Raw genomic sequence first — 22,727 nt, forward strand, 5'->3', positions numbered from 1 at the left:
TCTTGAATCTTATTACGATTAAGGTAAGTGATTTTTTAACCTTTAATCGTTTAATAAGGAGATGGAGATGTCATCACAAGAAACATCTAACGAAAAATTATCGTCTAACACGAACAACAGCGTAATTGGTCAAATTAAGCTAAAGACTATTCGTAAGTCAGCTTCACTAAAGCCAAGAAAATCACTATTAAAAGTGAGAAGCTTAAGACCAACTCGTGCAGTTCTTGGTAGAACAGCAACACAAGAAGACGCGGAATAAGAATAGGCCCACAGCTTTTTTCTTATTTATCTTTTCTTGCGATTTCCCTTAGGAGAAATCAGCTGCTTGTCGTACGTAGCTTTTAAGCTACGTAGTGTTTCCTCGCGTATCTCTTCCAGTTTTTTCAGTCTCTCTTCATGTAAATGATTGAGGTAATTCTTTTTGGCTATGAATAAGTTATTGATATAAGTAACTTGAAAGCCTCTAAGCTCTCTGTAGCAAAGATCTTTTTCTATTTTAGTTAATTTATGCTGACTGGCCTCGATATCCTTATGATCTAAAACAAATGTCGAGTAATCCCCAGAGCAAACACCCTTTTTAAGATCAATATAATGATCAATTTCTTTTCTTATGATTTGAGTCTTTGTTACGTAATCTTTTGGAGGGATATTCTTCACCTCTTCAATTTTCGCATACATTACTTTACTCATCTCTTTTTCAGATTGAGTCTCACCTTTGTCTGCTTGAGCATAGACAGTCAAAGTCGGTATGAATAAAAGAGTCATTAAAACTGATTTCAATTTAGGGCCTTTTTTATCTTAGCTAAGTAATATTCAGTATCTTTATTATGCGCAAAGACGAAGCTTATGGCCATTTTTTTAAACTTAGACTGAAGTCCTTGAGTAAGTTGAACTTGATTTTTTGCTACGCCGAATTTCTTTGCAACTAACTTTTCAATACCAGCATTGGCCTTTCCATCTTCAGGTGGGGCCTGAGTGCTAACGATAAGTTGCCCAGTTTCCGCAACACTCACCTTTTCAACTTTTGCACCAGGCTTTGCCCAAACTTCAAGTTCAACTATTAATTCACTTTCACTATTCGAAAGAGTAATGAAGTTCAGGCATTGTGTTTTTAAATAGTCTTTTATTGAAATAATTCTCTCCAATTGTTGCTCTCAAATCCAAGCTCATCAAGAAAAGTTTTCATTTCAGCAATAAAGTCAGCGAGAGGAAAACCTACAACATTTGAATACGAGCCACTCATATGTTCAACAAAGAGTAGACCTTGTCCTTGAATTCCGTATGACCCCGCCTTATCAAGGGCCTCATCACTTTCTAAATAAAGTTCTAAAATTTCGGGTGAAATATCTGTGAACTTTACTTTTGAACATCTTGAAAAAGTATATTCCTTGTCTCTATAGGCCATATATACAGCTGTAAAAACATCGTGCTCTTTACCAGATAACTCTAGTAGCATCTGCCTTGCATGGTCGCGATCATTAGGTTTTCCTAAAACTTTATCACCTATAGCAACGAGAGTATCAGAAGCGACAACAAAGACATTTCCATCTTTTGGAAATTCTTGCGTAAAGATATCTCTTCCCTTTAGCTCGGCCAATTCTTCGACAATATCTTTTGGATGTTCTTTAGTTGTTATTTCTTCAACAGCTGAAGGCTTAATTTGAATCGGAACTTTCATCCAAGATAGTAGTTCCTTTCGACGTGGACTCCCTGAGGCCAGGATAAATTTCAGTGTAGATACCATTTAACTTCTTCCATAGTTCTTGTTTTTCTGAATTAAGCTTTGGAAAATAACTTCTCGAATTCTCCATCGCACCGACTTTATAGTAACTTTCTTGTGCCTTCGTGTAAAAATCTTTTCGTAGGACATCTTTATCACGACGGTTTGCTCGATTTAAAACAGATTTTCGATAACGATCAGCGATCGCAAGATTTGTCGTTTCAACCTCTCTAACATGAGTCCATAGAAATTTTAGACGCTTTTCTAATTCTTCTTTTTTCCAAAGTCTCAAACCATAATTTTTGGCTAACTGAACCTCATCACCTTCAGCAAATAATGGCTTTCCGTAGCGTTCTAAAAAGATTTCACGAGTATAGTAGATTCCGTAAATTCGCTTCGTAAATAATTCATTTTGACTTAAAACTTCAGAGTCTTTCGTGACAAAAACATTTCGATTAATGAAAGAAAATTTATACCAACTTCCATATTCTAACTCTTCAAAACTATTATTTTCATAACCACGTAAGTTTACTTTTGGAGATGAGGCCAAGTCATTTTTGTATCCTAACTGTTCATCATCTCTGAATTTAAGGTAGCTATCATCACCAATTGAAACATAAGTTTCAAATGATGGAGAATAGGCTTCAAATGAATACAATGGAGATTGTATAAAGAATCGACTCTTTCTTATGACATTTTTATTGTTCTTTTCTATCGCCTCATTAATAAAGCGAGTACGAGATTTATAACGTAGTCCATCTTCAAAAAGATACTCATTCATAGAAACATCTTTATCAAAGACGACGGGATTGGTTTTATTAATAGGAAGAGGAAAGAAAACAGAATCAGTATCTCTTTGGTCCAACTCTTTAAGTTTTTCTTTTGAGCGTGAAATCAAAAGAACATTTCCTACATTCATACGAATATTGAAAAATACTTCGTCTTTTAAAATATTCATTTCTTTTAGTGAGATTGAACTTTCAGGTGCTATACGAATCAATGTACCATCAAAGAGCATAAGCCAAAGGTAGCTATCGATACCAGTTTCAATATCATCATTTTCTTTTATCAGAGATCGAAAACCAATTTTATTATTTCCAAGCTTTCGAAAGAGAGTACACTCCCCCACACATTTGATCACACGGCCAATCTCTTCATCGATACCTGAGATTTTTTCAAGATCACGCCAAAGTGGATAGCTTTCTTTGAAGCGTAATTCCTCTTTCCACTCATCAAAGTCTAGCCACTTCTGGGCCTTAAGCTCATCCCATTTGATTAGAGACTTACGGTCGTCCTTAAACTTTGTTTCTAACTCTGATGAGCTAGCAAAAGTTGAAAGTGTAATGGTTAAAATAAATAAAATACGTAGCATCATGAACTTTATCGACAATTTCGGCTACCGGCCCTAACTGTGCCGCAAATTTGCAAGTTTTTCGGTAAGAATTGCCACTTTCAGGCCCATCTAAACTGTCAAAATCATGGGTTTCATGTTAAATTTTGGGCCAAATATTAATTTACACAAAACTATAACAGACAAGGTTGATACGATGAGTCAGGATAACGGACAATTTTCTTTTGTTAACACAGAACATGAAGTCTTAAAATTTTGGGAAGAGAATGAAATTTTCCAAAAATCACTAGAACAAACAAAAGAGAAAGAGCCATATATTTTCTACGATGGCCCTCCATTTGCCACAGGTCTTCCTCACCACGGTCACCTACTTGCTGGAACGCTAAAAGATATCGTTCCAAGATATTGGACAATGAAAGGTCGCTACGTTCAAAGAAGATTTGGATGGGATACTCACGGTCTACCGATCGAGCAAGAAATTAATAAAAAATTAGAAATGACTGCACACGAAGCACTAGAGAAACTTGGTGTTGCTGGTTACAACCAAGAGTGTCGCTCAATTGTTGATCGCTACACAACTGAATGGCGTAAAACTGTAACACGCCTTGGACGTTGGGTAGACTTTGACAATGACTATAAGACAATGGATCCAACTTTCATGGAATCATGTTGGTGGGTTTTTAAATCTCTTTGGGATAAGAATATGGTCTACAAGGGAACAAAAGTTGTTCCTTACTCAACTGGTCTAGGAACAGGTCTATCAAACTTTGAAGCAGGTCTTGATTACCGTGACGTTCAAGATCCGGCCGTAACTGTACTTTTCAAATTAGATGATCCAGCTAAAGCAGGTGCAGATTATGTTGCCGCATGGACGACAACTCCATGGACGCTTCCATCGAACCTTGCTCTTTGTGTTGGGCCAGATGTTGATTACGTTCGTGTAAAAGATAACGACCGTGGTGTAACAATCATCTTCGCTGAAGCAAGAGTTGAAGCTTTTGCAAAGAAGCGCAACCTTGAAGTTGTTGGGGAATCATTCAAAGGAAGCGAACTTCTTGGTCTTACTTATGAGCCACTTTTTGACTTCTTCGCTGATCTCAAAGCTGAAGGTGCTTTCAAAATCTTAAATGACGACTACGTAACAACTGACAGTGGTACTGGTATTGTTCACCAAGCACCGGCATTCGGGGAAGACGATAATAGAATTTGTAAAGAAGCTGGCATGATGGCAGAAGTTTGCCCTATCGATGATGCTGGTCAATTTACAAAAGAAGTTTCAACTTATGCAGGTCTTTATGTAAAAGATGCTGATAAAGAAATCATCAAAGAACTAAAAGATAATACAAAATTATACGATCACGGAAACCTAGTGCACAGCTACCCATTCTGCTACCGCTCAGGAACTCCACTAATCTATCGTACAATCCCACAGTGGTATGTAAAAGTAGAAGAGATCGTTGATAAGCTTGTTGCAAATAACGAGCAAATCCACTGGGTACCTGGTCACATCAAAGCAGGTCGTTTTGGTAAGTGGCTAGAGAACGCTCGCGACTGGGCAGTTTCTCGCACACGTGTTTGGGGAACTCCTCTTCCAGTTTGGATCAACGATGAAACAGGAAATATGAAATGCCTTGGCTCAATTGCAGAGCTTAAAGAGCTTTCAGGAGTTGAACTTACTGATCTTCACCGTGAGTACACAGATGAAGTGACATTTACAATCGAAGGTGAAGCTGGAACTTATAAGCGTATTCCTGATGTATTCGACTGTTGGTTCGAATCAGGATCAATGCCTTACGCTCAACTTCACTACCCATTTGAAAACCAAGAAATGTTTGAAAATGGATTCCCTGCAGAGTTTATTGCTGAAGGTCTAGACCAGACACGTGGTTGGTTCTACACACTAACAATCCTTTCAACTGCGCTATTTGATAAGCCAGCTTTCAAGAACGTAATTGTTAATGGTTTAGTTCTTGCTGAAGATGGAAAGAAAATGAGTAAGTCTCTAAGAAACTTCACTGCTCCAGATGAGCTTATGGAAGAATTCGGATCAGACGCTCTAAGACTATACCTAATCAACTCAGGACTTGTGAAAGGTGAAGAACAACGCTTTACAGATGCAGGTGTTAAGGACATGGTTCGTCGTGCCCTTCTACCATGGCTAAACTCTTTCAAATTCTTCCAAACATATGCATCAATTGATGGATGGAATTTAAGTGAGCATGCTGAAAGTGGCGACAATATTACTGACAATTGGGTAATCTCAAAACTACAAACTCTTAAAGAAAATATCGAAGCTGAAATGGCACAGTACCAACTTTACAACGTTGTTCCTGCCCTATTCCACTTCATTGAAGATTTAACGAATTGGTATATTCGCCTTAACCGATCACGTTTCTGGGGCGAAGGACTAACATCAGATAAGAAACAAGCATACACTGCACTTTTCACAACACTAAAAGAAGTTACGATTGCAATAGCACCATTTGCGCCATTCTTATCTGAGCATATCTTTAGTGAACTTAAGAAATTTGATTCAAGTGAAAAGAATCTTTCAGTTCACCTTTGTGACTACCCTGTTGCTAATAAAGAACTTAAAAATTCAATCCTTGAAGATGCAGTTGATAGAATGCAACAGATTATTCTTCTTGGACGTCAAAAGCGTAATCAAGTACAAATCAAGGTTAAGACTCCACTTGCTCGTCTAAGTGTAATCCACAAAGACCAAGCTTTACTTGATGAAATCAAGAAGCTTGAAGGATATATCCAGTCAGAACTTAACGTTAAAACTGTTGAGTATACTACTGATGAAGACCACTACATCAAACTATACGCTAAACCAAATTCTCCTGTTCTAGGAAAACGTCTAGGAAAAGATTTTGGTAAGTTTATGGGGATCATCTCAAAGCTTGGAGCAGCTGAGCTGAATGAGCTTGAAGAAAAAGGAAGCCTAGAACTTGCTGGAGAAACATTTGAGCCTTCAGATATCTTAATCTTCCGTGAAGCAAAAGAAGGTACTCAGGCCCTATCAAATCGTTATATCTCAATTGATATCGACACGAACCTTTCAGAAGAGCTAATCCTTGAAGGTCTTGCTCGTGAGGTTGTAAACAGAATCCAAAGAACAAGAAAAGATTCTGGTTTCAATGTTGAAGATAGAATTGAAGTAACTTTTGCAGCTACTGATCTTCTTGCAAAAGCAATCACGACTCATACTGATTACATCACAAAAGAAACTCTTGCTAACTCTCTAACTGTTAGCACAGGGGAACTTGAGCATGAGTTTAAGGTTGATGATGAAAATCTAAAAATGACAATTGTTAAAGCTTAATCAGCATATAAAAAGAAAGCCTCCATTACGGAGGCTTTTTTATTCTTTAATTAACATATATCCAATTGGTTGTGGATTTAGATCAAAACATTCATTTCGTTTATAATCTTCTTTTGCATCTAAAATAGTACCTTGAACTTCAATACTTCCCGAAGCAGCTTTCATCACAATCTCATCTGCTACGACAAACCATTTCCCAGTTCTAACTTCTCGATCTGTATATTTCAAGATTCCAGTTGTTAAACACTGTTTCTCCTTTTTAATAAAAAGTGTCCCTGACTCTTCATCTATTTCATATACTTCAGAAAATTCTTTCACTTCTTTAGAGAAATGATTAAATAACTTCACCTCATATTTTGATAAAACTGAAATACTTACAAATTCTTGCCCTTTCTTAGGCTTAGAAATCACTCCATTTTTCATTACGCGTGTAACTAACCTTGTTTCTTCAGCTTCATAAAACTCAGCTTTTTGAACAAGAGCACCAGTATAGATTTTTTCCATCCTCAAGTTTTCACATCCGTCAGGTTGAACTAAATTTTGAAACTCTTCAAAATTCACTTTTCCTGTTACACACTTTAAAGATTTTCCTAAATCATATTTAATATTTTCCCCATTAGTAAGAATTAGGGACTTTGTCTGCAGATAGACTTCATGTGAAAGAAAATTTCCTTCTTCAAGTTCAAAAAACGAAAGTTTTCCTTCGTTTTGATTATAAACAGCTTCATTTGATAAAACCTTCCCATATTTTGAAATCAATATGAAACGGCCTTCAATAACATCTTCACCTAGATTTATTTTAAGATTTACGAAGTTCTCTACTCCATCTTCATAAATGTTTTGATTGTTAGAATAATCAAAATTAAATAGAAATAATTTTTGGTTTGTAATACCGATCTTATTACACTCACTATCGCTAAATAGAGAACTCTCTAACTTATTACATTCAAGTAGAAATGATTTGCTTGAGATCATTGCTTGATTAGCACTTTCTTTACTTTTGTCACTACCTGAGCCACAAGAAACTAATACAAATAACATAACTAAACTTAATACTTTCATAACTCTCCCTATTCCTTAACTACTACAAATCCAGTTAAAACAGGCTCAACAGGATAACACTTTTTTTGACGACTTATTTTATAGCTAGATTTATCTTTTATGATATTAAGACCTTCATAATGACTAATGTTCAAACGATGTAAGCTCTTGTCGATATTAACTTTAAAAACTTCCATCACTCCTACAGTTACACAGTAACTTGAATCATTTAAAAAGTAGTGAAGGCCATATTGGTCAATACTTTCGAGATAAAATAAACTTGGATCGACTTCACCTTCTTCTAAATCACTTACTGATACATATTTAAAATTTACGAGATCTCGATTTGGTAATTTTATTGGACTATTTGCTGTAGTAAGTGCTGAAAGCCTTCCATTGATCGAAACAGTCTCCACTTTTGGAATAATAACCTTGGCCTTTACAAGAGGAATGAATTTTAAATTTTCACACTGACCTTTAAGATCTGCAAGATTCACATCATTAATATTAAAAATACCTGTATTACAATTTAGATCTTCCTCTGGTGATACGACTTTCGGACGATCTCCAGTAAAATAATTATTAATCTTTAAGTAAATTTCATGGGCCGCAAAATCTCCACGATTTAACTCTTGAAACTTAAGAGTACGACTTCCGTCAAATAAAGTATCTTCACTTAGTCTTTTTCCATATTTAGATACAAGGTAGAATCTTGCATGAATCATTTCTTTAATTGAAATTTCAAGTTCTACTTCGCCAAGCTCTGGATACTTCTTCATATCGATAGCTTGCTCGTCCATATCAATAGAGAAAAGAAATTGTTTATCTTCATTGATAAAAGACATAGGGCACGTAATTTCCGTGTCTGTAATATTCGTTTTTATTGATTCACATTGAATTTGTGTTGCAGTAAGTGACTGGCCTTTAAAGCTTGGATTAAGATTTTGGCCATAAAATGCTCTTTCGTTAGATTTCCCACATGAAAGAAGTAGGATCATGGGAATCAGAAAAAATGAACGCATAAAAAATCTCCTTAAAATTAATTTTTGCCGTTATAGCGAAAATCAATCCAAAGGAGATATTTTTTCTATTTTGAAATAGTTGTTTTTTAATTTGGAATACTAAAAAGCGACTTAAGACCCAAAACCTTTAAGCTGTTCCCCGCCAAGTACGTGAAAATGCGTATGAAATACACTTTGACAGCCATGTTGGTTGATATTTGAGACTACGCGGAAGCCATTCTTTTCAAGCTCATTTGATTGAGAGAATTCTTTGATGGCATCAAAAACTTGGGCCATATCATCGCGGTTCATCTCATTAATATTCTTAGAGTGATTGCGGTGAATAAATAAGTAGTGCTCTTTTGCTAGCGGTTGAATATCTTGAAATGCATAAACATTTTCATTTTCAAATACCTTCGTTGAAGGAATCTCACCATTTAGAATTTTGCAAAATAAACAATCACTCATTACGCTTCTCCCTATTCGTTTACGAGTTCGACACTTGCACCAAGTTTCTTAAGCTTTTCAGGTAGGTCTTCATAACCACGTTGTAAGTGGTAGACACGATCAATTTTTGTTTCACCATATGCACAAAGAGCAGCTAGAACAAGGGCCGCAGACGCTCTTAGGTCTGTACACATAACTGGTGCAGCTGTTAGAGGTTTACCACCTTCAATAAAGACAGAGCTACCAAGTTGTTCAATACTTGCACCAAGACGAGTTAGTTCTGGTACGTGCATGAAACGATTTTCAAAAATATTTTCTGTTACAAGAGAGTTCCCTTCTACAACTGTTAAAAGTGCAACCATTTGTGCCTGCACATCAGTTGGGAATCCAGGAAATGGCTCAGTAATTACTTTAGAACCTTTTAGTGATGATGGGTATGTCTTAACGAAGTCATCACCGATCTCAAGCTTCGCTCCCATGCCTTGAAGGTTTTCAAGAACATTAAAAAGATGCTTAGGGTTAAAGTTCTTTACCGTAACCTCTGACTTTGTCATAAGGCCACCAATAATATAAGTAGCAGCTTCAATACGATCACCAATTGCTTGGTACGTTCCACCGCTTAATTCTTTAATTCCATCAACAATGATACGAGATGTACCGATACCTGAAACTTTTGCACCTAATGTATTTAGGAAGTTTGCAAGATCGTCAATTTCTGGCTCCATCGCTGCGTTTTCAATAATAGTCTGACCATCAGCAAAGACACCGGCCATCATTAAATTCTCAGTGGCACCGACTGATGGAAACTTAAGTTTCACATGTGCGCCTTTTAAATGATCAGTTTCAGCAAAAACAAAACCATTCTTCATTTCGATTTTTACATTCATCTTCTCTAGATTATCTAGGTGGATATCAATTGGACGTGTCCCAATTGCGCACCCTCCAGGAAGAGAAACCTTTGCTTTTCCAAGACGTGATAAAAGCGGTCCTAGAACAAAGATTGATGCACGCATTGTTTTAACAAGCTCATAAGTTGCTTCGTGAGAACTTAGAGTTGATGCATCGAAAGTCACATTCTTACCATCACGATTACACTCAACTCCCATCATTTCAAGAAGCTTAAGCATTGTATTGATGTCACGAAGCTTTGGAAGATTCGTTAGTGTTACTTTCTTATCTGTTAAAAGGATTGCTGCTAAAATTGGCAGGTATGCATTCTTTGCAGGAGAAATTTCAACTTCACCAGAAAGACGAGCTGGTCCTTTAACTATAATCTTATCCATTTTTAATTCCTTTTAGAAAACGGTAGCGGTCTGTGTAGTCCTTAATCAAGTCGAGATTAGTAAATTCATATTCACTCAAAATATCTTTTAAGTGTTCTAAATGCAATTCACTACCTTCCATTATGAACAGTCCACCTGCTTTCAGCTTTTCCTCCACCTGTTGGAAGAAATTTTTAAACCAATTATCGTAATCTTCATCTTTTAAGTAAAGGGCCAGATGTGGCTCAAAACGATGAACCTGTCCATGCACTTCACTTAAGTCAGCACTCTCCTTTATATATGGAGGGTTACTAATGATGATATCAAAATTTTCATTGAGGTTAGTTAATAAATCAGACTCTTCAAAGACTATTTTCACAGTCTTTGGATAACGGTAACGGTGAAAGAATTTATTGGCACGAGCAACTTCAAGGGCCTTTGGACTAATGTCACTGGCCACAATACGCGCTTCTATTTCACCAATCTCACCTGCTAAGCTTAAGGCAATAGCGCCACTTCCCGTGCCGATATCTGCAATTGAAATATCATTTAGCTTATTTTTTTTAATATATTCAGAAGTCCACTCCACCATGATTTCAGTTTCACTACGTGGAATAAGAACATTCTCATTTATGTAAAATGAAGAACGATAAAAGAATGCACGATTACTAATATATTCGAGGGGAATCCCCTGCCTGACTTTTTTTAAGAATTGCTCGATGACACCTTTATTTTCAGAAATATAAATGTCATCGAATTGAGATTCAAGGATGCGACAGAAATCTTTTAGCTCACCCTTTAAGCGAGAAATTGTAATTCCAGGGTAATTTGCCTCTAAGAATTTTTTATTCTCATTAAAGAACGAGCTAATGTAGTCACCGAGAGTTGTAAAACTCATTTACTACTCTTCTTGGCCCTTTAAGAGTTCAGCTTGGTTATGAGCAATAAGAGCATCAAGAACTGGAGCTAAATCACCTTCTACGATTTTATCGAGAGAGTAAAGAGTCAGGCCAATACGGTGGTCAGTTAAACGACCTTGTGGATAGTTATAAGTTCTAATACGCTCAGAACGATCACCAGTACCAATTAGACCTTTTCTCTCAGCTGCTTCAGAAGCATTTTTTTCTTGAAGCATTTTATCAAAGATACGAGCCGCAAGAATCTTCTTCGCCTTCTCTTTATTTTTTAACTGTGACTTTTGATCCTGGTTATAAACTGCAATTCCTGTTGGAATGTGAGTCATACGAACCGCAGAGTCTGTCGTGTTAACGTGCTGTCCACCTGAACCAGATGCGCGCATAACTTCAACACGAACATCATTCATATCAAGTTCCCACTCAAGATCTTCAGTCTCTGGCATAACTGCAACAGTGATTGTTGATGTGTGAACACGTCCCTGAGACTCAGTCTTTGGAACACGTTGAACTCTATGTACTCCAGACTCATATTTCATTTTTGAGTAAACTTTCTCACCAGAGATTGAGAAGATAACTTCTTTAATCCCCTCATCGTTTTCAGAAAGAGAATCAATTTCAACTTTCCATCCAACTGAGCGAGCGTAGTTTTGATACATTCTTAGAACATCACCAGAGAAGATCGAAGCCTCATCCCCACCAGCACCGGCACGAATTTCAACCATAACGTTCTTATCATCTAATGGGTCTTTTGGCAGAAGAAGAATCTTTAACTCATCTTCAAGTTCAGGAATTAATGGCTCGTTCTCATCAAGAACTTCTTTTGCCATCTCCTTCATATCAGGATCATTTTCCTTAAGCATCTCTTTTGCTTCCGCAATATCTTCTTTGATCTGCTTATATTTCTTGTAAGCAATAACAACTTCTTCAAGATTTGAGCGCTCAGCTGAAATCTTTTTGAACTCCTCTTGCCTATCATATAATGTTGGGTCTGCCATTTTTTCAGTTAGTACTTCAAAGCGCTGTACAACTGAATCAAGCTTATCAAACATGCTCATTTGAAAATCCTTTTAGCTGCTTCTTAGCTATTCATTGAATCCATGAATTCAGCATTAGTTTTAGTCTTCGTAATTCTTTGTAGCATGAACTCCATTGCATCAATTGTACTCATTGGGTGTAGAACCTTTCTAAGTACATATGTTCTTTGAAGATCAAGTTGATCCATAAGTAGATCTTCCTTACGAGTCGATGACTTATTGATATCAAGTGCTGGGAAGATTCTCTTCTCAAGAAGCTTACGATCAAGTTGAATTTCAGAGTTACCTGTACCTTTGAATTCTTCAAAGATAACTTCATCCATTCTTGAACCTGTATCAACAAGAGCTGTTGCGATAATTGTAAGTGATCCACCATTTTCAATATTTCTAGCAGCACCGAAGAATCTCTTTGGTCTGTGTAGAGCATTTGAGTCAACCCCACCAGAAAGGATCTTTCCAGACGGTGGAACAACAGTGTTATATGCACGAGCAAGACGAGTAATTGAGTCAAGAAGGATGATTACATCTTTTCCTGCTTCAGTTAAACGCTTCGCTTTTTCAAGAACCATCTCTGCTACTTGAACGTGACGGTTTGCTGGCTCATCAAATGTTGATGAAACAACTTCTGCGTTAACATTTCTCTTCATGTCAGTTACTTCTTCCGGTCTTTCATCGATTAGAAGAACGATTAGAACTGAATCTGGGTGATTTTCAGTAATTGCGTTAGCAACTTCTTGTAGTAAATGCGTCTTACCAGCTTTTGGAGGTGCAACGATTAGACAACGCTGACCAAAACCTTGTGGTACGAACATATCAATCATACGAGTTGAGTAATTGCTTGGATTAAACTCAAGGTTGATTTTTTTTTGTGGATATAGTGGAGTTAAGTTATCGAATAGTACTGTCTTTTTGTGCGCTTCAGGTGTTTGGTCATTGATTGTGCTAACCTTTAGAAGAGCAAAGTATCTCTCGTTGTCTTTTGGTGGACGAATTTGTCCTTCTACAGAGTCACCCTTTTTAAGAGCGAATTTTCTAATCTGACTTGGAGATACATAAATATCATCGGCACCAGGAAGGTAGTTATAGCCTGGAGACCTTAAGAAACCGAAACCATCTGGTAAAATTTCAAGAACACCGTTTCCGAAAATGTCCTGCTTCTCTTTTGCATGTGCTTTTAGGATAGCAAAGATTAGTTCATGTTTTTTCATACCCGCAGAGTTTTCAATTTTTGCTTTTTCCGCAATCTTGTTTAACTCTTTGATTTCCATCTCTCTCAATTCACTTAAATGCATAAAATGTACTACTCCTGAAATATCTGAATATATAAAATTGGATTGGTTTAGAATTTGCCTCTATTAATGATCCATTAATGGCATGGATTTTATAAGATTAAATTGGTTGGTATTGATTTAATTAGATAAACTCATCATAAACCTTCACCCTTTCCTAGTCAAGCTGACTTTAGAGATTGACTTGAGGCGCCAAAATGGGCATAACTACCTAATATGAATGAGTTTTCTAGCTATCCAAAATTTGAAGAATTACGTGGTCTCAACATCCTTTCCATCGACTACGGTGAAAAAGTCATAGGCCTTGGCTTCTTCTGCCCAGGACGTGAGCCTTTCCCAATAGGCGCAGGACGTATCATTAATAAGGGAATTGCACATTTCTATACAGAACTTGAACAAGTGATCGATGATCAAGTGGTAGAAGTTATTGTTATGGGAATACCTTATTATGTTGATGGCAATGAGAGTGAGAAAACAAAAGAGCACAAGGCCATCTTTAACGCTTTAGTTGAGAAATTTCCTAGTATAAAGTTCTATCAACAAGATGAAACACTTACGACTAAGTCGGCAAAAGAGAGAATGCTTAACTCTCCGGAGTATAATTTTCAATTTGATCCAACAAAAATTGATGAGCTTAGTGCGGTGATCATCTTAGAAGATTTCATAAGAAGTTAATTTCACAAAATATAAAAATAAGATATCCTATTATCATTATGATGAAGAAAAACTTATTTGTATTTTTGGTGCTAGCACCAGCATTATCGATCTGCCTTTTAGTGGCCCACACTTATTACAACATTTATCATTGGCAATACAACGGTCCAGAGACTGAATTCCAAATTAATAGTGGCGACACTTTTGGAACAATCAACTACCGTCTTGCCCAAGATAAAATTATCTACTCTCCTCGCCTCTTTCACCGCTATGTGAAATTCGAGGGTAAACTAACCAGCTTTAAGGCCGGACGCTACATCATCCCAAAAGGGATCACTATGGATGAGCTCGTAGACCTTTTAATTAGCGGAAAGAGTTTAACTGTTCGTGTGACAATTCCAGAAGGATATAACTTATTCCAAATTGCTAAAGTTCTGGCTGACGAGAAAATTGTTGATGAAAATGAATTTATCAAAGAAGCAAAAGATAAGAAATTTGTTCACTCATTAGGAATTCCAGCTGATCGAGTTGAAGGATACCTTTACCCTGATACATATCAATTTCACGAGAAGATGAAAGCACGTGCAATCATTCACCGCATGTATGACAACTTTAAAGATAAAACGAAAGAACTTGATTTTTCTAAAGTAAGACTAACAAAGCACCAACTAGTAACTCTTGCTTCAATGGTAGAAAAAGAAACTGGTGCAAAATTTGAAAGACCAACAATTTCTGGTGTTTTTCACAATCGTTTAAAAAAGAGAATGCGTCTTCAATCAGATCCAACGACAATTTACGGGATCTGGGAGTCGTATAAAGGAAATATCAGCAAAAAGCACCTAAGACAGAAAACTCCTTATAATACTTATAAGATTTCAGGTCTTCCAGTTGGGCCAATCGCAAACCCTGGGCTAGAGGCACTTAAAGCTGCCCTAAACCCAAAGAAGCACGAATATATTTACTTTGTTTCTAAAAATGATGGAACACACGTTTTTTCAAAAACATACAAAGAACACAGTCAGGCAGTAGATTACTGGCAAAAGAACAGAGCGAACCGTAAGGGGCGTAGCTGGCGAGATTTAAATAAAAAACAATAAAACTTAAAGAAGTAATTAACTATGAAACTATGGTCATCATTCGATCAGGAATATATCCTCAAGAGGCTTACTGAACTTTATGAGGAAGGCGCAGTTTTGAAATTTTGGCAAAACAATGAAGACATGCGCGAAGAGTACACTGCAACTTTCAGCTCAGTTACAATTGAAAAATGCTCTATCAGGCTCACAAAAGAAAGTGCTCCTTTTTATACTCGAATAGCACCTCTTTCACCTGTCTTTTTTCACTATCCTGCTGGGGATATGATTTTCAAAAAAGATATTTTCAAACTTGAAAATGGTGGTCTTTCGTTCAAGACTCCTAGTGAAGTTCGTATGCGCGATCGACGAAGTGTGGAGAGATTCAATTATAAATATCCAGACTTCAAAAATATCTCATACAAAGTTGAGGGTGAAGATGAAACTCAACATGATATTATTCTCGATATCTCTTTAAGAGGTCTTGCATTTGTTATCGATGCGAAAAGAAAAGCGAAGTACGAAATAGGAAAATCAATTTTTATTACTTCAATTACAGATCAGGAATTACCTGAGCTACACGAAGCTAAGATTGCCTCAGTTAATCGCTACCGTGTTTCAGGAGAAGGACTTCAAACTCACCTCCTACGCATTGGAGTTGAATTCACACAAACGCTAAACTCAATTACATATGATTCAATTGGCTCTCTTGTTAAAAAGAGACAAAATAAATTAAAAGGTCTTGATACAAATCTATTCAATGGCCTAAATCCTGATGATTATCAAAAGCAACTAGCTAAGATACATGAAAAGAACCCTCAACTCGCTATCAATATCTCAGAGTCAGTAGAAGATATCGATCGCCTTCGCTATATGACAATCGATATGAAGCGTGAGTTCTTTTTACAATTTAGTCTTGATCTTATGGCCTGTGCTTTAAGAATGTCGTCTAAAGAATTAATCAATGATCTTCTTTCTGAAGTTACTGCTGGTGTAAGAGAAGAATTTCTTATGAAGTATGATCAACCAAAGCCAGCTTCAGCAATCAATAAAGCACAAGACGAGTTAAGAAAGTATATTCATGAAAAGGAGCGCTCGGGCGAGCTTGTTTTAAGCCCGAAGTCATTTGTTAAGTATGTTTAGTCTCCTGTCTCTTCTCGATGATATTGCAACAACATTTGATGACGTGGCCATCATGTCTAAAGTTGCCATCAAGAAGACCAGTGCTCTAATGAGTGATGATCTTGCAGTTAATGCAGGTGTTATCCACGGAGTAAACGCCGATCAGGAGCTTCCAATGGTCTGGAAGATTTTTGTAGGCTCACTTTTAAATAAAGTCTACAGCATCTTAGGCGTTGTTGCCCTTACCTATTTTTATCCTCCAGCTCTAAAAATCGTTCTTCTAATTGGTGGAATTTATTTAGCATATGAAGGCGCCCACAAAGTGGTCGAAAAGATTACCAAGCAAGATAGCAAGAAGATCCTGGCCGAAATTAGTGAAGAGAAAAAAGTTTCAGGAGCGATTCGCACAGATTTAATTCTTTCAATTGAAATTATCGTAATTGCACAAAATAGCATTAGTGGACCTTTTGTAAATCAGCTAATGACTCTTGTAATTGTGGGGCTTTTAGCATCTGTCCTTATCTATGGACTTGTCGCTGTCTTAGTTAAAATTGATGATCTTGGGCTCTACCTTATAAGAAAAGAGTATAAGAGACTTGGCTACGCTTGTGTCAGTTCAATGCCTTGGATTATGAGAGGACTTGGAATAGTTGGGACAATTGCAATGTTTCTCGTAGCTGGTGGAATCTTTGCTCATAGCTTTCACTTAGACCTCTATACCTATGAAATACTGCAAAACCTATTCTTAGGTGTCATTGGTGGTTTTTCGGCCCTTATCGTTTTCAGTATCCTCACGCATATTAAATCGAAGTTCTTGCGCTAATTATTGGCAGATCTCTTTATGAGAATCCTACTAAACACCTAGAATCACGAGAAATTTAGTCCACACTAAATTAAAGTTTATTATAGCTATAGACGATAATTTATTTAGTTAACTGCCTGAGGGAATTATGAAAATTATCAATATGCTACTAATATCATTCGCAATTATCCTTACTTCATGTGGAGGAAAGTCCTCAAACGTCGAAGTAAAGCTTCAAGGTGCGTTCTCTCAAGTAGCAGGACTCTTTGATAATGGTGCGGTCATGCTAGCAGTTGGTGGGCCAGCGGATAAACCTCCTCTTCTCTATGTTGTTCCTCTTTCACAAGCAACACTTGATCACGAATTTGATAATGGAAATTGGAATATTATGATTCTTGGTTGGCATGGTTCAACTGCAGGCGAGATGATGGAAGGAAGCCTTTATTGTTCTGTCGTAAAAAACGCAGCAATCCCAGAGCAGACAACTTTTACTTTCAATCTAACTCAAGTCGATACTGTGGCACCGGCCAACGTCGTTGATATAGGTCACCCTTGTGCTGAGTTTATTGATGGCCTACAAACGGCCAAGTATATGTCTGTTTGTGAAACTTCAGCTTGTAATGTTGGTGAATACATAAGATTTAATTCAACTGACCTATCTATTAAATTTGGTATTCCTCACTATGAAGGACCAATTAATAAGGATCTAATCTATACTCAATCAAGATTTAATGAATCGATGAATACTTGCTATAGCAATGTTAATGGAAATTTACTCGATGGAGTCGACTACGCTAAAATGGTTCTTGATGCTTCTGTTGGAATGGTTCTTCCAGTAAGGCTAACAGGCGGATTCCACTTACCTCTTAGAATAGAAGGATATGAAGATAAAGATAGTGGAACAACTGACTGCTCTACCGGGCCAGTTGGTACACTTATGACCATGAACAGTATCGGTGAAAAAGACCTAGCAGGAAACGATCGTCACTTCTACGATGGCACTTACTTCACTTATATTATGCCACCTACTCCATTTGAACTTTCTCTTACAAATTCGAGTTATTCATTTGAAAGAAACTCTGCAACGACAGTACAGGTTGGTGGCCCATATGATGTTGGAAACGATACTTATCTTGGCAACTCGATGAACTATACTTGTGAGTACAAAGTCGCTGGAACAGATGATTCAACTTTTGTTGCCTGTGGATATCCAATCGGTTCAGGCCCTATATCATTTGATACGACGTCAGGAGATGTTGTTCTCGACGGTAATACTACTAATTTTAATCTTGGAGATACTTTTGAGTTTAGAATGATTGGATCGTATTTTGATGACGCTTCAAGTAGATTAATCTATTCTCCAGAGAAGCGCTTTAGCGTAATGGCAAACCCTATTGTTATGATTCCGGATTCAGATTTCATACCAGCACCTGGATCAAATGTTGATATTACAACAGGTGGAAGCACGACAATTACATTTAATAATAACACTGATGGAATTGTGAATTTTAGTATCTATTCAACACCAGACACCTTATCAATCTCAGGAGACATTTCATGTTCTCCCTATACGACTTGTACACTTACAATCGCAGGCTCTCCTGCAGGTACAGGAAATTTTGACTTAAATGCCAATGGTCAGCTTTTTAATTACACATATTATTAATATGGCACTAAGAAATGGCATTCACTATTGAGGTTAAAACCATAACCAACTGAAATCCCGTAAGTTTTTGTCCCCAATTCTTTAAAGGTTAAGATTTGCTTAACCGATGAGTTTTGTGGATTAAATTGAATTTGGGGACCGTATGCACCGTCATATTTTTGGATTATTTCTTGTTTCACTTCTTCTCACTTCATGTGGAGTAAAAACATCAAACACAAAAGTTACTTTTTCAAAATCACAATTCTTAGTTGGAGACTTAAACTCAAACTTTGATGGTGGTGTACTTATCTTTGGAAGAAATAACGATACAAAACAAGTTTTTCAAATTGGTCTTGATCCAAGCTCCCCTTCTGAAATCGAAATTGAGCTTCCTTTTGGAAACTACGATGTAAAGGCCATCGGTTGGCACCAAGGAACGACTCCAACGAATCTAGTTGGAACAAAGTATTGTTCTCAAATTAATACTCAAGTTGACTCTACTGAAACTCCAATGAATCTAGTAATGACAACGGCCAATTGTGCATCACTAACTAATACAGTTGTTCATGACAGTACGACAGGAAATCAGTTCAAGGTTGAAACTTGTCACGGGGTTGTCCAAGTTTTTGGGAAAGGAAAAAGAGAAAGCTGCGATGAAGCACCAAGTAACGCTCAATCACTTAAGATTCGCTACCCTTCAATTAATGCTGAAGGTGTCGTCGATCCAAGCTTAACTCTTGAATCAAAATGCTTAACACCAAATGCTGGAGATATTTTCACCTATGACCTAACTGCCGACTATAACGTTGTTACTAGTGATAGTGGTTTTTATAATCCAGTTGAAATTGTAGCCTACTATGATACTGCTTGCTCTGGAGCCTCTCAAGTTAAAAGGATTCCAAGAACAGCAGGACTTCCTTCAGAAGAGTATCTACTAGCAACAGAAGATTCAGCGACAGGTCTTACTCTACTTGCAGGCTTTGATTCTTGTGCGTTTGCAGGAGCGGCAACAAGCTCTCCATTTGCAGCTGATAGCGCTGGATCAAGAGGATTTAATATTATTTGTACGGCCGATCAATTTAATAATATCGCTTCCTACCCTTCAGAGAATTATATTGTTGCGAGAACAATTGATTTTGCAGGTTCAGCACCAGCAACGGGCGCTACTGACTTTAGTGGAAAATTAGAGGGAGATATTCTTATAAGTCTTAAGAAGCTTCCACATATTATTGGAGCATCTGACTCATTATTTAATAGTATTGGAAGCACGGTTGCTAACGCTGAGTCAGGACTTAGTAACTTAAATATCAATGTTAATTCGTTAACAGCAGGGCCGGCACTTGCAAAGTACTTAGGCGATTCTTCAAATCTTCATGAATTAATAATCTCAGGTTCAATGACAAACTCGAATCCATCAACAACACCACCTGGTTCAAGCTTTGGTTACTCGTGCGGTGGATTATTTAATCAGTCTTACTATGATGGAACATCAACAAAGAATGTATTCGCACAAGTTGAAAGAATCACTTTTAGTAACTTTAGTTTAAAATGTACGGGACTTCCTGGTTCTGATAGTGCTTACGTAGGCTCCCTTATTGGTGCCCTAACAAGTGGCTCAACTGATACTGCAACTAATAGTCGTGAAGTTAAAATTTATGATGTTAATGGAAATATTAATATCGAAGTTGATGCAGCTAATCCACAACAATCAGTTGGTGGCCTAATCGGCTTCTCAGAAAATCTTACTAATATTAGTACTTATAGTAATAGTTATGTTTTTACTAACTCATATACTTCAGCGGCACCAGCGATTATTGGTGGCCTTCTAGGACAACATCAGTCAACGGCCGCAAACTATCTAGGCCGTCTAGAGCTTGGTGAAAATAATATTCACTTAGCAATTAGTAGTGATCTTCCATATAGTACGATTCAAGGTGCTGGCGGAATTGCTGGAAAGATATTTAATCCTGAAACTTTTCAGATTCGCTCATCTATTACAACTGGAAGTATTGATACGACATTAAAAAATGCAGGTGGGTTTATTGGTCATGCTGCTTTTACTAATCCTGGTAACACACTTGGAATTTATTCTTCAGCAACAAGAGTAAGCGTTAGTGCTGATGGAAGCGCTGGTGGCTTAATTGGAAGACTAAATCTCGATGGAACTTCTGCAAACTTTGTACTTAATCATATCGCAACAAGTTCAGTCACAGGTGCAGCTGCGGGATCAGCAGGACTTGAAGGTGTTGGTGGAGCCCTAGGGACACTTTCATCAACGACAAATCTTTCCTCAGCAAACTTTGATAATAATTATTATTCTGGACTACTTTTTAATAACCTTGGCTATGCTACTGGAAATTCAAGTGGATCTCTTGTTGGAGTTATGCCAGACATCAACACATTCGTTATAGTTAATGGACACCATTATACAAGATGGGGAACGAGTACTTCTCACATTATCGACTTCATTGGATTTATCAATGACTCTACTCTATCAAACGTCCTAGATAGAATCACGACAAATCAAGTTGTTTACCAAGGCTACACTGATAGCTCAACAGCACTTCTTCAAAGTGCCCTAAGATATGGAACACCTGGTGGTGAGATCAGCCTGACTTTTAACGAACTTGCTAATAAGTTTCTACCTTCGACTTTTACTGGTAGCCCATTCTTTACTCCAAATGGTGATTCTAAGTTAGATGTCGCATTTAACCGCTTCATGAGATTTGCAACAAATGGACGCGCGATAGTAACAGGTTCTGAAGAAAGTCCATTCCTTCTTTCAAATGTAGCTGACCTTACATTTGTTAAAAACAATCTCTTCTTAAGTAACTTTAGTTTTAGACTTACAAATAATATTGATATGGGAGGACAATCACTTCAGTTATCAGACTTTAATAATTCATACAATGGCTCTCTTGATGGAAATGGCTTCACTATTTCAAATTTCTACAATGACTACACTGGTGCCAATCAAATGTTTAATGGTATCTTTCCATATGTTGAACACGGACGAATTAAAAATCTCCGAATTGCAAACTCTACAGTAAAGTTTAATTGTACTTCTACAGGGGATGCCGGAATTCTCATGGGAAGAATTAGTCGCTACAATAACTCTGGTGATGATCGAGCGCAATTTCATAATATTCAATTCGATAATAATACGATTGAAAGTAGTATCGGATGTGCAGCAACAGGACTAGTTGCAGGAGCCTACTCAACAGAGAATAGCGGAGATGGGCCAGTATTTGAAAATATTAGTGTGAAAAATAATACATTTGGCTCACCTACAGGTTCCCTTCTTGTTGATCGCATTGATTATTCAATGTCTAGCTCAGAAATGTTTGCATTTAAGAATCTTGAGTTTATTGGCAATAAGTTCACTGATCCTGCGCCAGTCAATACATATGCATTCTTCTCAAATAAAGGAAATAATACATTTGATGTTAGCTTCGAAAATGTTCTCTACGTGGGACATAAAGATGGACACAATCCAACAGATATTCACAGTACGAATAATGCTGGTTCAGCAATGTTAGTAAAGAATCATTACGTATTCATTAACCCTACTTCTTTTGCAGGTGTTCTTGATACAGCGATACTAACCAATGGGACGAATTACGCTCTTGCAGATATGGCGACAACGGCTTTTGATAAGTACTTCCTAGTGAATTCAACAACAGGAGCGGTCGATTTAAATCGTCCAATGATTCAAGAAGAGTTCGAACAACGATAAGCATAGTTTAATGCCAATAAATTTAGGCGAAAAAAATAAGGACGCGTTCAGCGTCCTTTTTTTATTATCGGCAGAACTTACCGATATTACTGGTAAAAAGAAATTAACTTAATTATTTTCCCGCCAAACACGAAGAGTGCCTACAATAGGTTCCCATGAAGCTTCAGAGCGAAGCAAAGGCTGAGGTTTTAGGGCAACTATTGAATATGTATTAAAAGCAACAATTGCCGACTTTTAAGAAGACTTTTGAACTAAATAAATTCAGGGTTAAAATTAAGTGTCGCGTAATAGTTTAACCAACAAAC

At 37.1% G+C, this 22,727-nt stretch carries 19 protein-coding genes; 8 read left to right on the forward strand and 11 right to left on the reverse strand.

What is annotated here, in order from left to right:
* Positions 1-67 precede the first annotated feature (67 nt).
* Positions 68-259 (forward strand): hypothetical protein, encoded by a 192-nt coding sequence (locus ACMAYX_RS08265; protein ID WP_103219211.1) that lies wholly within the window; start codon positions 68-70, stop codon positions 257-259.
* Positions 260-285: 26 nt separating this feature from the next.
* Here the strand turns inward: ACMAYX_RS08265 and ACMAYX_RS08270 are convergent, their stop codons facing one another.
* Genes ACMAYX_RS08270 through ACMAYX_RS08285 form a run of 4 tightly spaced genes read right to left on the reverse strand, consistent with a single transcriptional unit; the run spans position 286 to position 3,095 of the window.
* Positions 286-780 carry a hypothetical protein gene (locus tag ACMAYX_RS08270; RefSeq protein WP_103219210.1) on the reverse strand — a complete coding sequence of 165 codons (495 nt, stop codon included), beginning with the start codon at positions 778-780 and terminating at the stop codon, positions 286-288.
* Entirely contained in the window at positions 777-1,145 is a 369-nt protein-coding gene (locus tag ACMAYX_RS08275) for a DUF167 domain-containing protein (protein ID WP_103219209.1), read from the reverse strand. Before ACMAYX_RS08275 ends, ACMAYX_RS08270 begins: the two co-directional genes overlap by 4 nt.
* Positions 1,124-1,678, reverse strand: a complete 555-nt coding sequence (locus ACMAYX_RS08280; RefSeq protein WP_412463348.1) for a Maf family protein — start codon at positions 1,676-1,678, stop codon at positions 1,124-1,126. The genes ACMAYX_RS08275 and ACMAYX_RS08280 overlap by 22 nt, the downstream gene beginning before the upstream one ends.
* Positions 1,656-3,095, reverse strand: a complete 1,440-nt coding sequence (locus ACMAYX_RS08285) for a hypothetical protein (RefSeq protein ID WP_412471760.1) — start codon at positions 3,093-3,095, stop codon at positions 1,656-1,658. Before ACMAYX_RS08285 ends, ACMAYX_RS08280 begins: the two co-directional genes overlap by 23 nt.
* Positions 3,096-3,267: 172 nt before the next feature.
* Here ACMAYX_RS08285 and ileS point away from each other — a divergent pair, with 172 nt between their 5' ends.
* Positions 3,268-6,399, forward strand: coding sequence for an isoleucine--tRNA ligase (gene ileS / locus ACMAYX_RS08290; RefSeq protein ID WP_412471759.1), 3,132 nt, complete (start codon positions 3,268-3,270; stop codon positions 6,397-6,399).
* Positions 6,400-6,438: 39 nt separating this feature from the next.
* Here the strand turns inward: ileS and ACMAYX_RS08295 are convergent, their stop codons facing one another.
* From ACMAYX_RS08295 to rho, 7 genes are all read right to left on the reverse strand, one after another.
* The gene (locus ACMAYX_RS08295) at positions 6,439-7,461 is read right to left on the reverse strand and encodes a hypothetical protein (RefSeq protein WP_412471758.1); all 1,023 of its coding nucleotides are present in this window, start codon (positions 7,459-7,461) and stop codon (positions 6,439-6,441) included.
* An 8-nt stretch (positions 7,462-7,469) separates the two neighbouring features.
* A complete protein-coding gene (locus tag ACMAYX_RS08300; RefSeq protein ID WP_412471242.1) occupies positions 7,470-8,462 on the reverse strand; it encodes a hypothetical protein in 993 nt (330 codons plus the stop codon).
* 111 nt (positions 8,463-8,573) lie between these two features.
* Positions 8,574-8,909 (reverse strand): HIT domain-containing protein, encoded by a 336-nt coding sequence (locus ACMAYX_RS08305; protein WP_392993083.1) that lies wholly within the window; start codon positions 8,907-8,909, stop codon positions 8,574-8,576.
* Between the two features lie 11 nt (positions 8,910-8,920).
* Positions 8,921-10,171, reverse strand: coding sequence for a UDP-N-acetylglucosamine 1-carboxyvinyltransferase (gene murA / locus ACMAYX_RS08310; RefSeq protein ID WP_412471757.1), 1,251 nt, complete (start codon positions 10,169-10,171; stop codon positions 8,921-8,923).
* Positions 10,164-11,048: a N5-glutamine methyltransferase family protein gene (locus ACMAYX_RS08315; RefSeq protein WP_412471756.1), complete on the reverse strand. Its 885-nt coding sequence runs from the start codon at positions 11,046-11,048 to the stop codon at positions 10,164-10,166. Before ACMAYX_RS08315 ends, murA begins: the two co-directional genes overlap by 8 nt.
* 3 nt (positions 11,049-11,051) lie before the next feature.
* On the reverse strand, positions 11,052-12,116 hold the full coding sequence (prfA, locus tag ACMAYX_RS08320; RefSeq protein WP_103219247.1) for a peptide chain release factor 1: 1,065 nt from the start codon (positions 12,114-12,116) through the stop codon (positions 11,052-11,054).
* Positions 12,117-12,145: 29 nt separating this feature from the next.
* Positions 12,146-13,393: a transcription termination factor Rho gene (gene rho, locus ACMAYX_RS08325; RefSeq protein ID WP_103219201.1), complete on the reverse strand. Its 1,248-nt coding sequence runs from the start codon at positions 13,391-13,393 to the stop codon at positions 12,146-12,148.
* Positions 13,394-13,606: 213 nt separating this feature from the next.
* Here rho and ruvX point away from each other — a divergent pair, with 213 nt between their 5' ends.
* From ruvX to ACMAYX_RS08355, 6 genes are all read left to right on the forward strand, one after another.
* Positions 13,607-14,065, forward strand: coding sequence for a Holliday junction resolvase RuvX (gene ruvX / locus ACMAYX_RS08330; protein WP_103219200.1), 459 nt, complete (start codon positions 13,607-13,609; stop codon positions 14,063-14,065).
* Between the two features lie 41 nt (positions 14,066-14,106).
* A complete protein-coding gene (gene mltG, locus ACMAYX_RS08335; RefSeq protein WP_158246950.1) occupies positions 14,107-15,141 on the forward strand; it encodes an endolytic transglycosylase MltG in 1,035 nt (344 codons plus the stop codon).
* A gap of 21 nt (positions 15,142-15,162) precedes the next feature.
* Entirely contained in the window at positions 15,163-16,260 is a 1,098-nt protein-coding gene (locus ACMAYX_RS08340) for a FliG C-terminal domain-containing protein (RefSeq protein WP_103219198.1), read from the forward strand.
* On the forward strand, positions 16,253-17,062 hold the full coding sequence (locus ACMAYX_RS08345; RefSeq protein ID WP_146037924.1) for a DUF808 family protein: 810 nt from the start codon (positions 16,253-16,255) through the stop codon (positions 17,060-17,062). Before ACMAYX_RS08340 ends, ACMAYX_RS08345 begins: the two co-directional genes overlap by 8 nt.
* A gap of 127 nt (positions 17,063-17,189) precedes the next feature.
* Positions 17,190-18,707 carry a hypothetical protein gene (locus ACMAYX_RS08350; RefSeq protein ID WP_412471755.1) on the forward strand — a complete coding sequence of 506 codons (1,518 nt, stop codon included), beginning with the start codon at positions 17,190-17,192 and terminating at the stop codon, positions 18,705-18,707.
* Between the two features lie 142 nt (positions 18,708-18,849).
* Positions 18,850-22,422, forward strand: coding sequence for a hypothetical protein (locus ACMAYX_RS08355; RefSeq protein ID WP_412471754.1), 3,573 nt, complete (start codon positions 18,850-18,852; stop codon positions 22,420-22,422).
* Positions 22,423-22,727 lie beyond the last annotated feature (305 nt).

Source organism: Halobacteriovorax sp. RT-2-3 (genome assembly GCF_047085075.1).
GTDB lineage: Bacteria > Bdellovibrionota > Bacteriovoracia > Bacteriovoracales > Bacteriovoracaceae > Halobacteriovorax_A.

What these genes read in the sequence shown, in the direction of transcription:
- ACMAYX_RS08265 (WP_103219211.1), top strand. Translation starts at nt 68, where the DNA reads ATGTCATCACAAGAAACATCTAACGAAAAATTATCGTCTAACACGAAC.
- ACMAYX_RS08280 (WP_412463348.1), bottom strand. Translation starts at nt 1,678, where the DNA reads ATGAAAGTTCCGATTCAAATTAAGCCTTCAGCTGTTGAAGAAATAACA.
- ACMAYX_RS08285 (WP_412471760.1), bottom strand. Translation starts at nt 3,095, where the DNA reads ATGATGCTACGTATTTTATTTATTTTAACCATTACACTTTCAACTTTT.
- ileS (WP_412471759.1), top strand. Translation starts at nt 3,268, where the DNA reads ATGAGTCAGGATAACGGACAATTTTCTTTTGTTAACACAGAACATGAA.
- ACMAYX_RS08295 (WP_412471758.1), bottom strand. Translation starts at nt 7,461, where the DNA reads ATGAAAGTATTAAGTTTAGTTATGTTATTTGTATTAGTTTCTTGTGGC.
- ACMAYX_RS08300 (WP_412471242.1), bottom strand. Translation starts at nt 8,462, where the DNA reads ATGCGTTCATTTTTTCTGATTCCCATGATCCTACTTCTTTCATGTGGG.
- ACMAYX_RS08305 (WP_392993083.1), bottom strand. Translation starts at nt 8,909, where the DNA reads ATGAGTGATTGTTTATTTTGCAAAATTCTAAATGGTGAGATTCCTTCA.
- murA (WP_412471757.1), bottom strand. Translation starts at nt 10,171, where the DNA reads ATGGATAAGATTATAGTTAAAGGACCAGCTCGTCTTTCTGGTGAAGTT.
- ACMAYX_RS08315 (WP_412471756.1), bottom strand. Translation starts at nt 11,048, where the DNA reads ATGAGTTTTACAACTCTCGGTGACTACATTAGCTCGTTCTTTAATGAG.
- prfA (WP_103219247.1), bottom strand. Translation starts at nt 12,116, where the DNA reads ATGTTTGATAAGCTTGATTCAGTTGTACAGCGCTTTGAAGTACTAACT.
- rho (WP_103219201.1), bottom strand. Translation starts at nt 13,393, where the DNA reads ATGCATTTAAGTGAATTGAGAGAGATGGAAATCAAAGAGTTAAACAAG.
- ruvX (WP_103219200.1), top strand. Translation starts at nt 13,607, where the DNA reads ATGAATGAGTTTTCTAGCTATCCAAAATTTGAAGAATTACGTGGTCTC.
- mltG (WP_158246950.1), top strand. Translation starts at nt 14,107, where the DNA reads ATGAAGAAAAACTTATTTGTATTTTTGGTGCTAGCACCAGCATTATCG.
- ACMAYX_RS08340 (WP_103219198.1), top strand. Translation starts at nt 15,163, where the DNA reads ATGAAACTATGGTCATCATTCGATCAGGAATATATCCTCAAGAGGCTT.
- ACMAYX_RS08345 (WP_146037924.1), top strand. Translation starts at nt 16,253, where the DNA reads ATGTTTAGTCTCCTGTCTCTTCTCGATGATATTGCAACAACATTTGAT.
- ACMAYX_RS08350 (WP_412471755.1), top strand. Translation starts at nt 17,190, where the DNA reads ATGAAAATTATCAATATGCTACTAATATCATTCGCAATTATCCTTACT.
- ACMAYX_RS08355 (WP_412471754.1), top strand. Translation starts at nt 18,850, where the DNA reads ATGCACCGTCATATTTTTGGATTATTTCTTGTTTCACTTCTTCTCACT.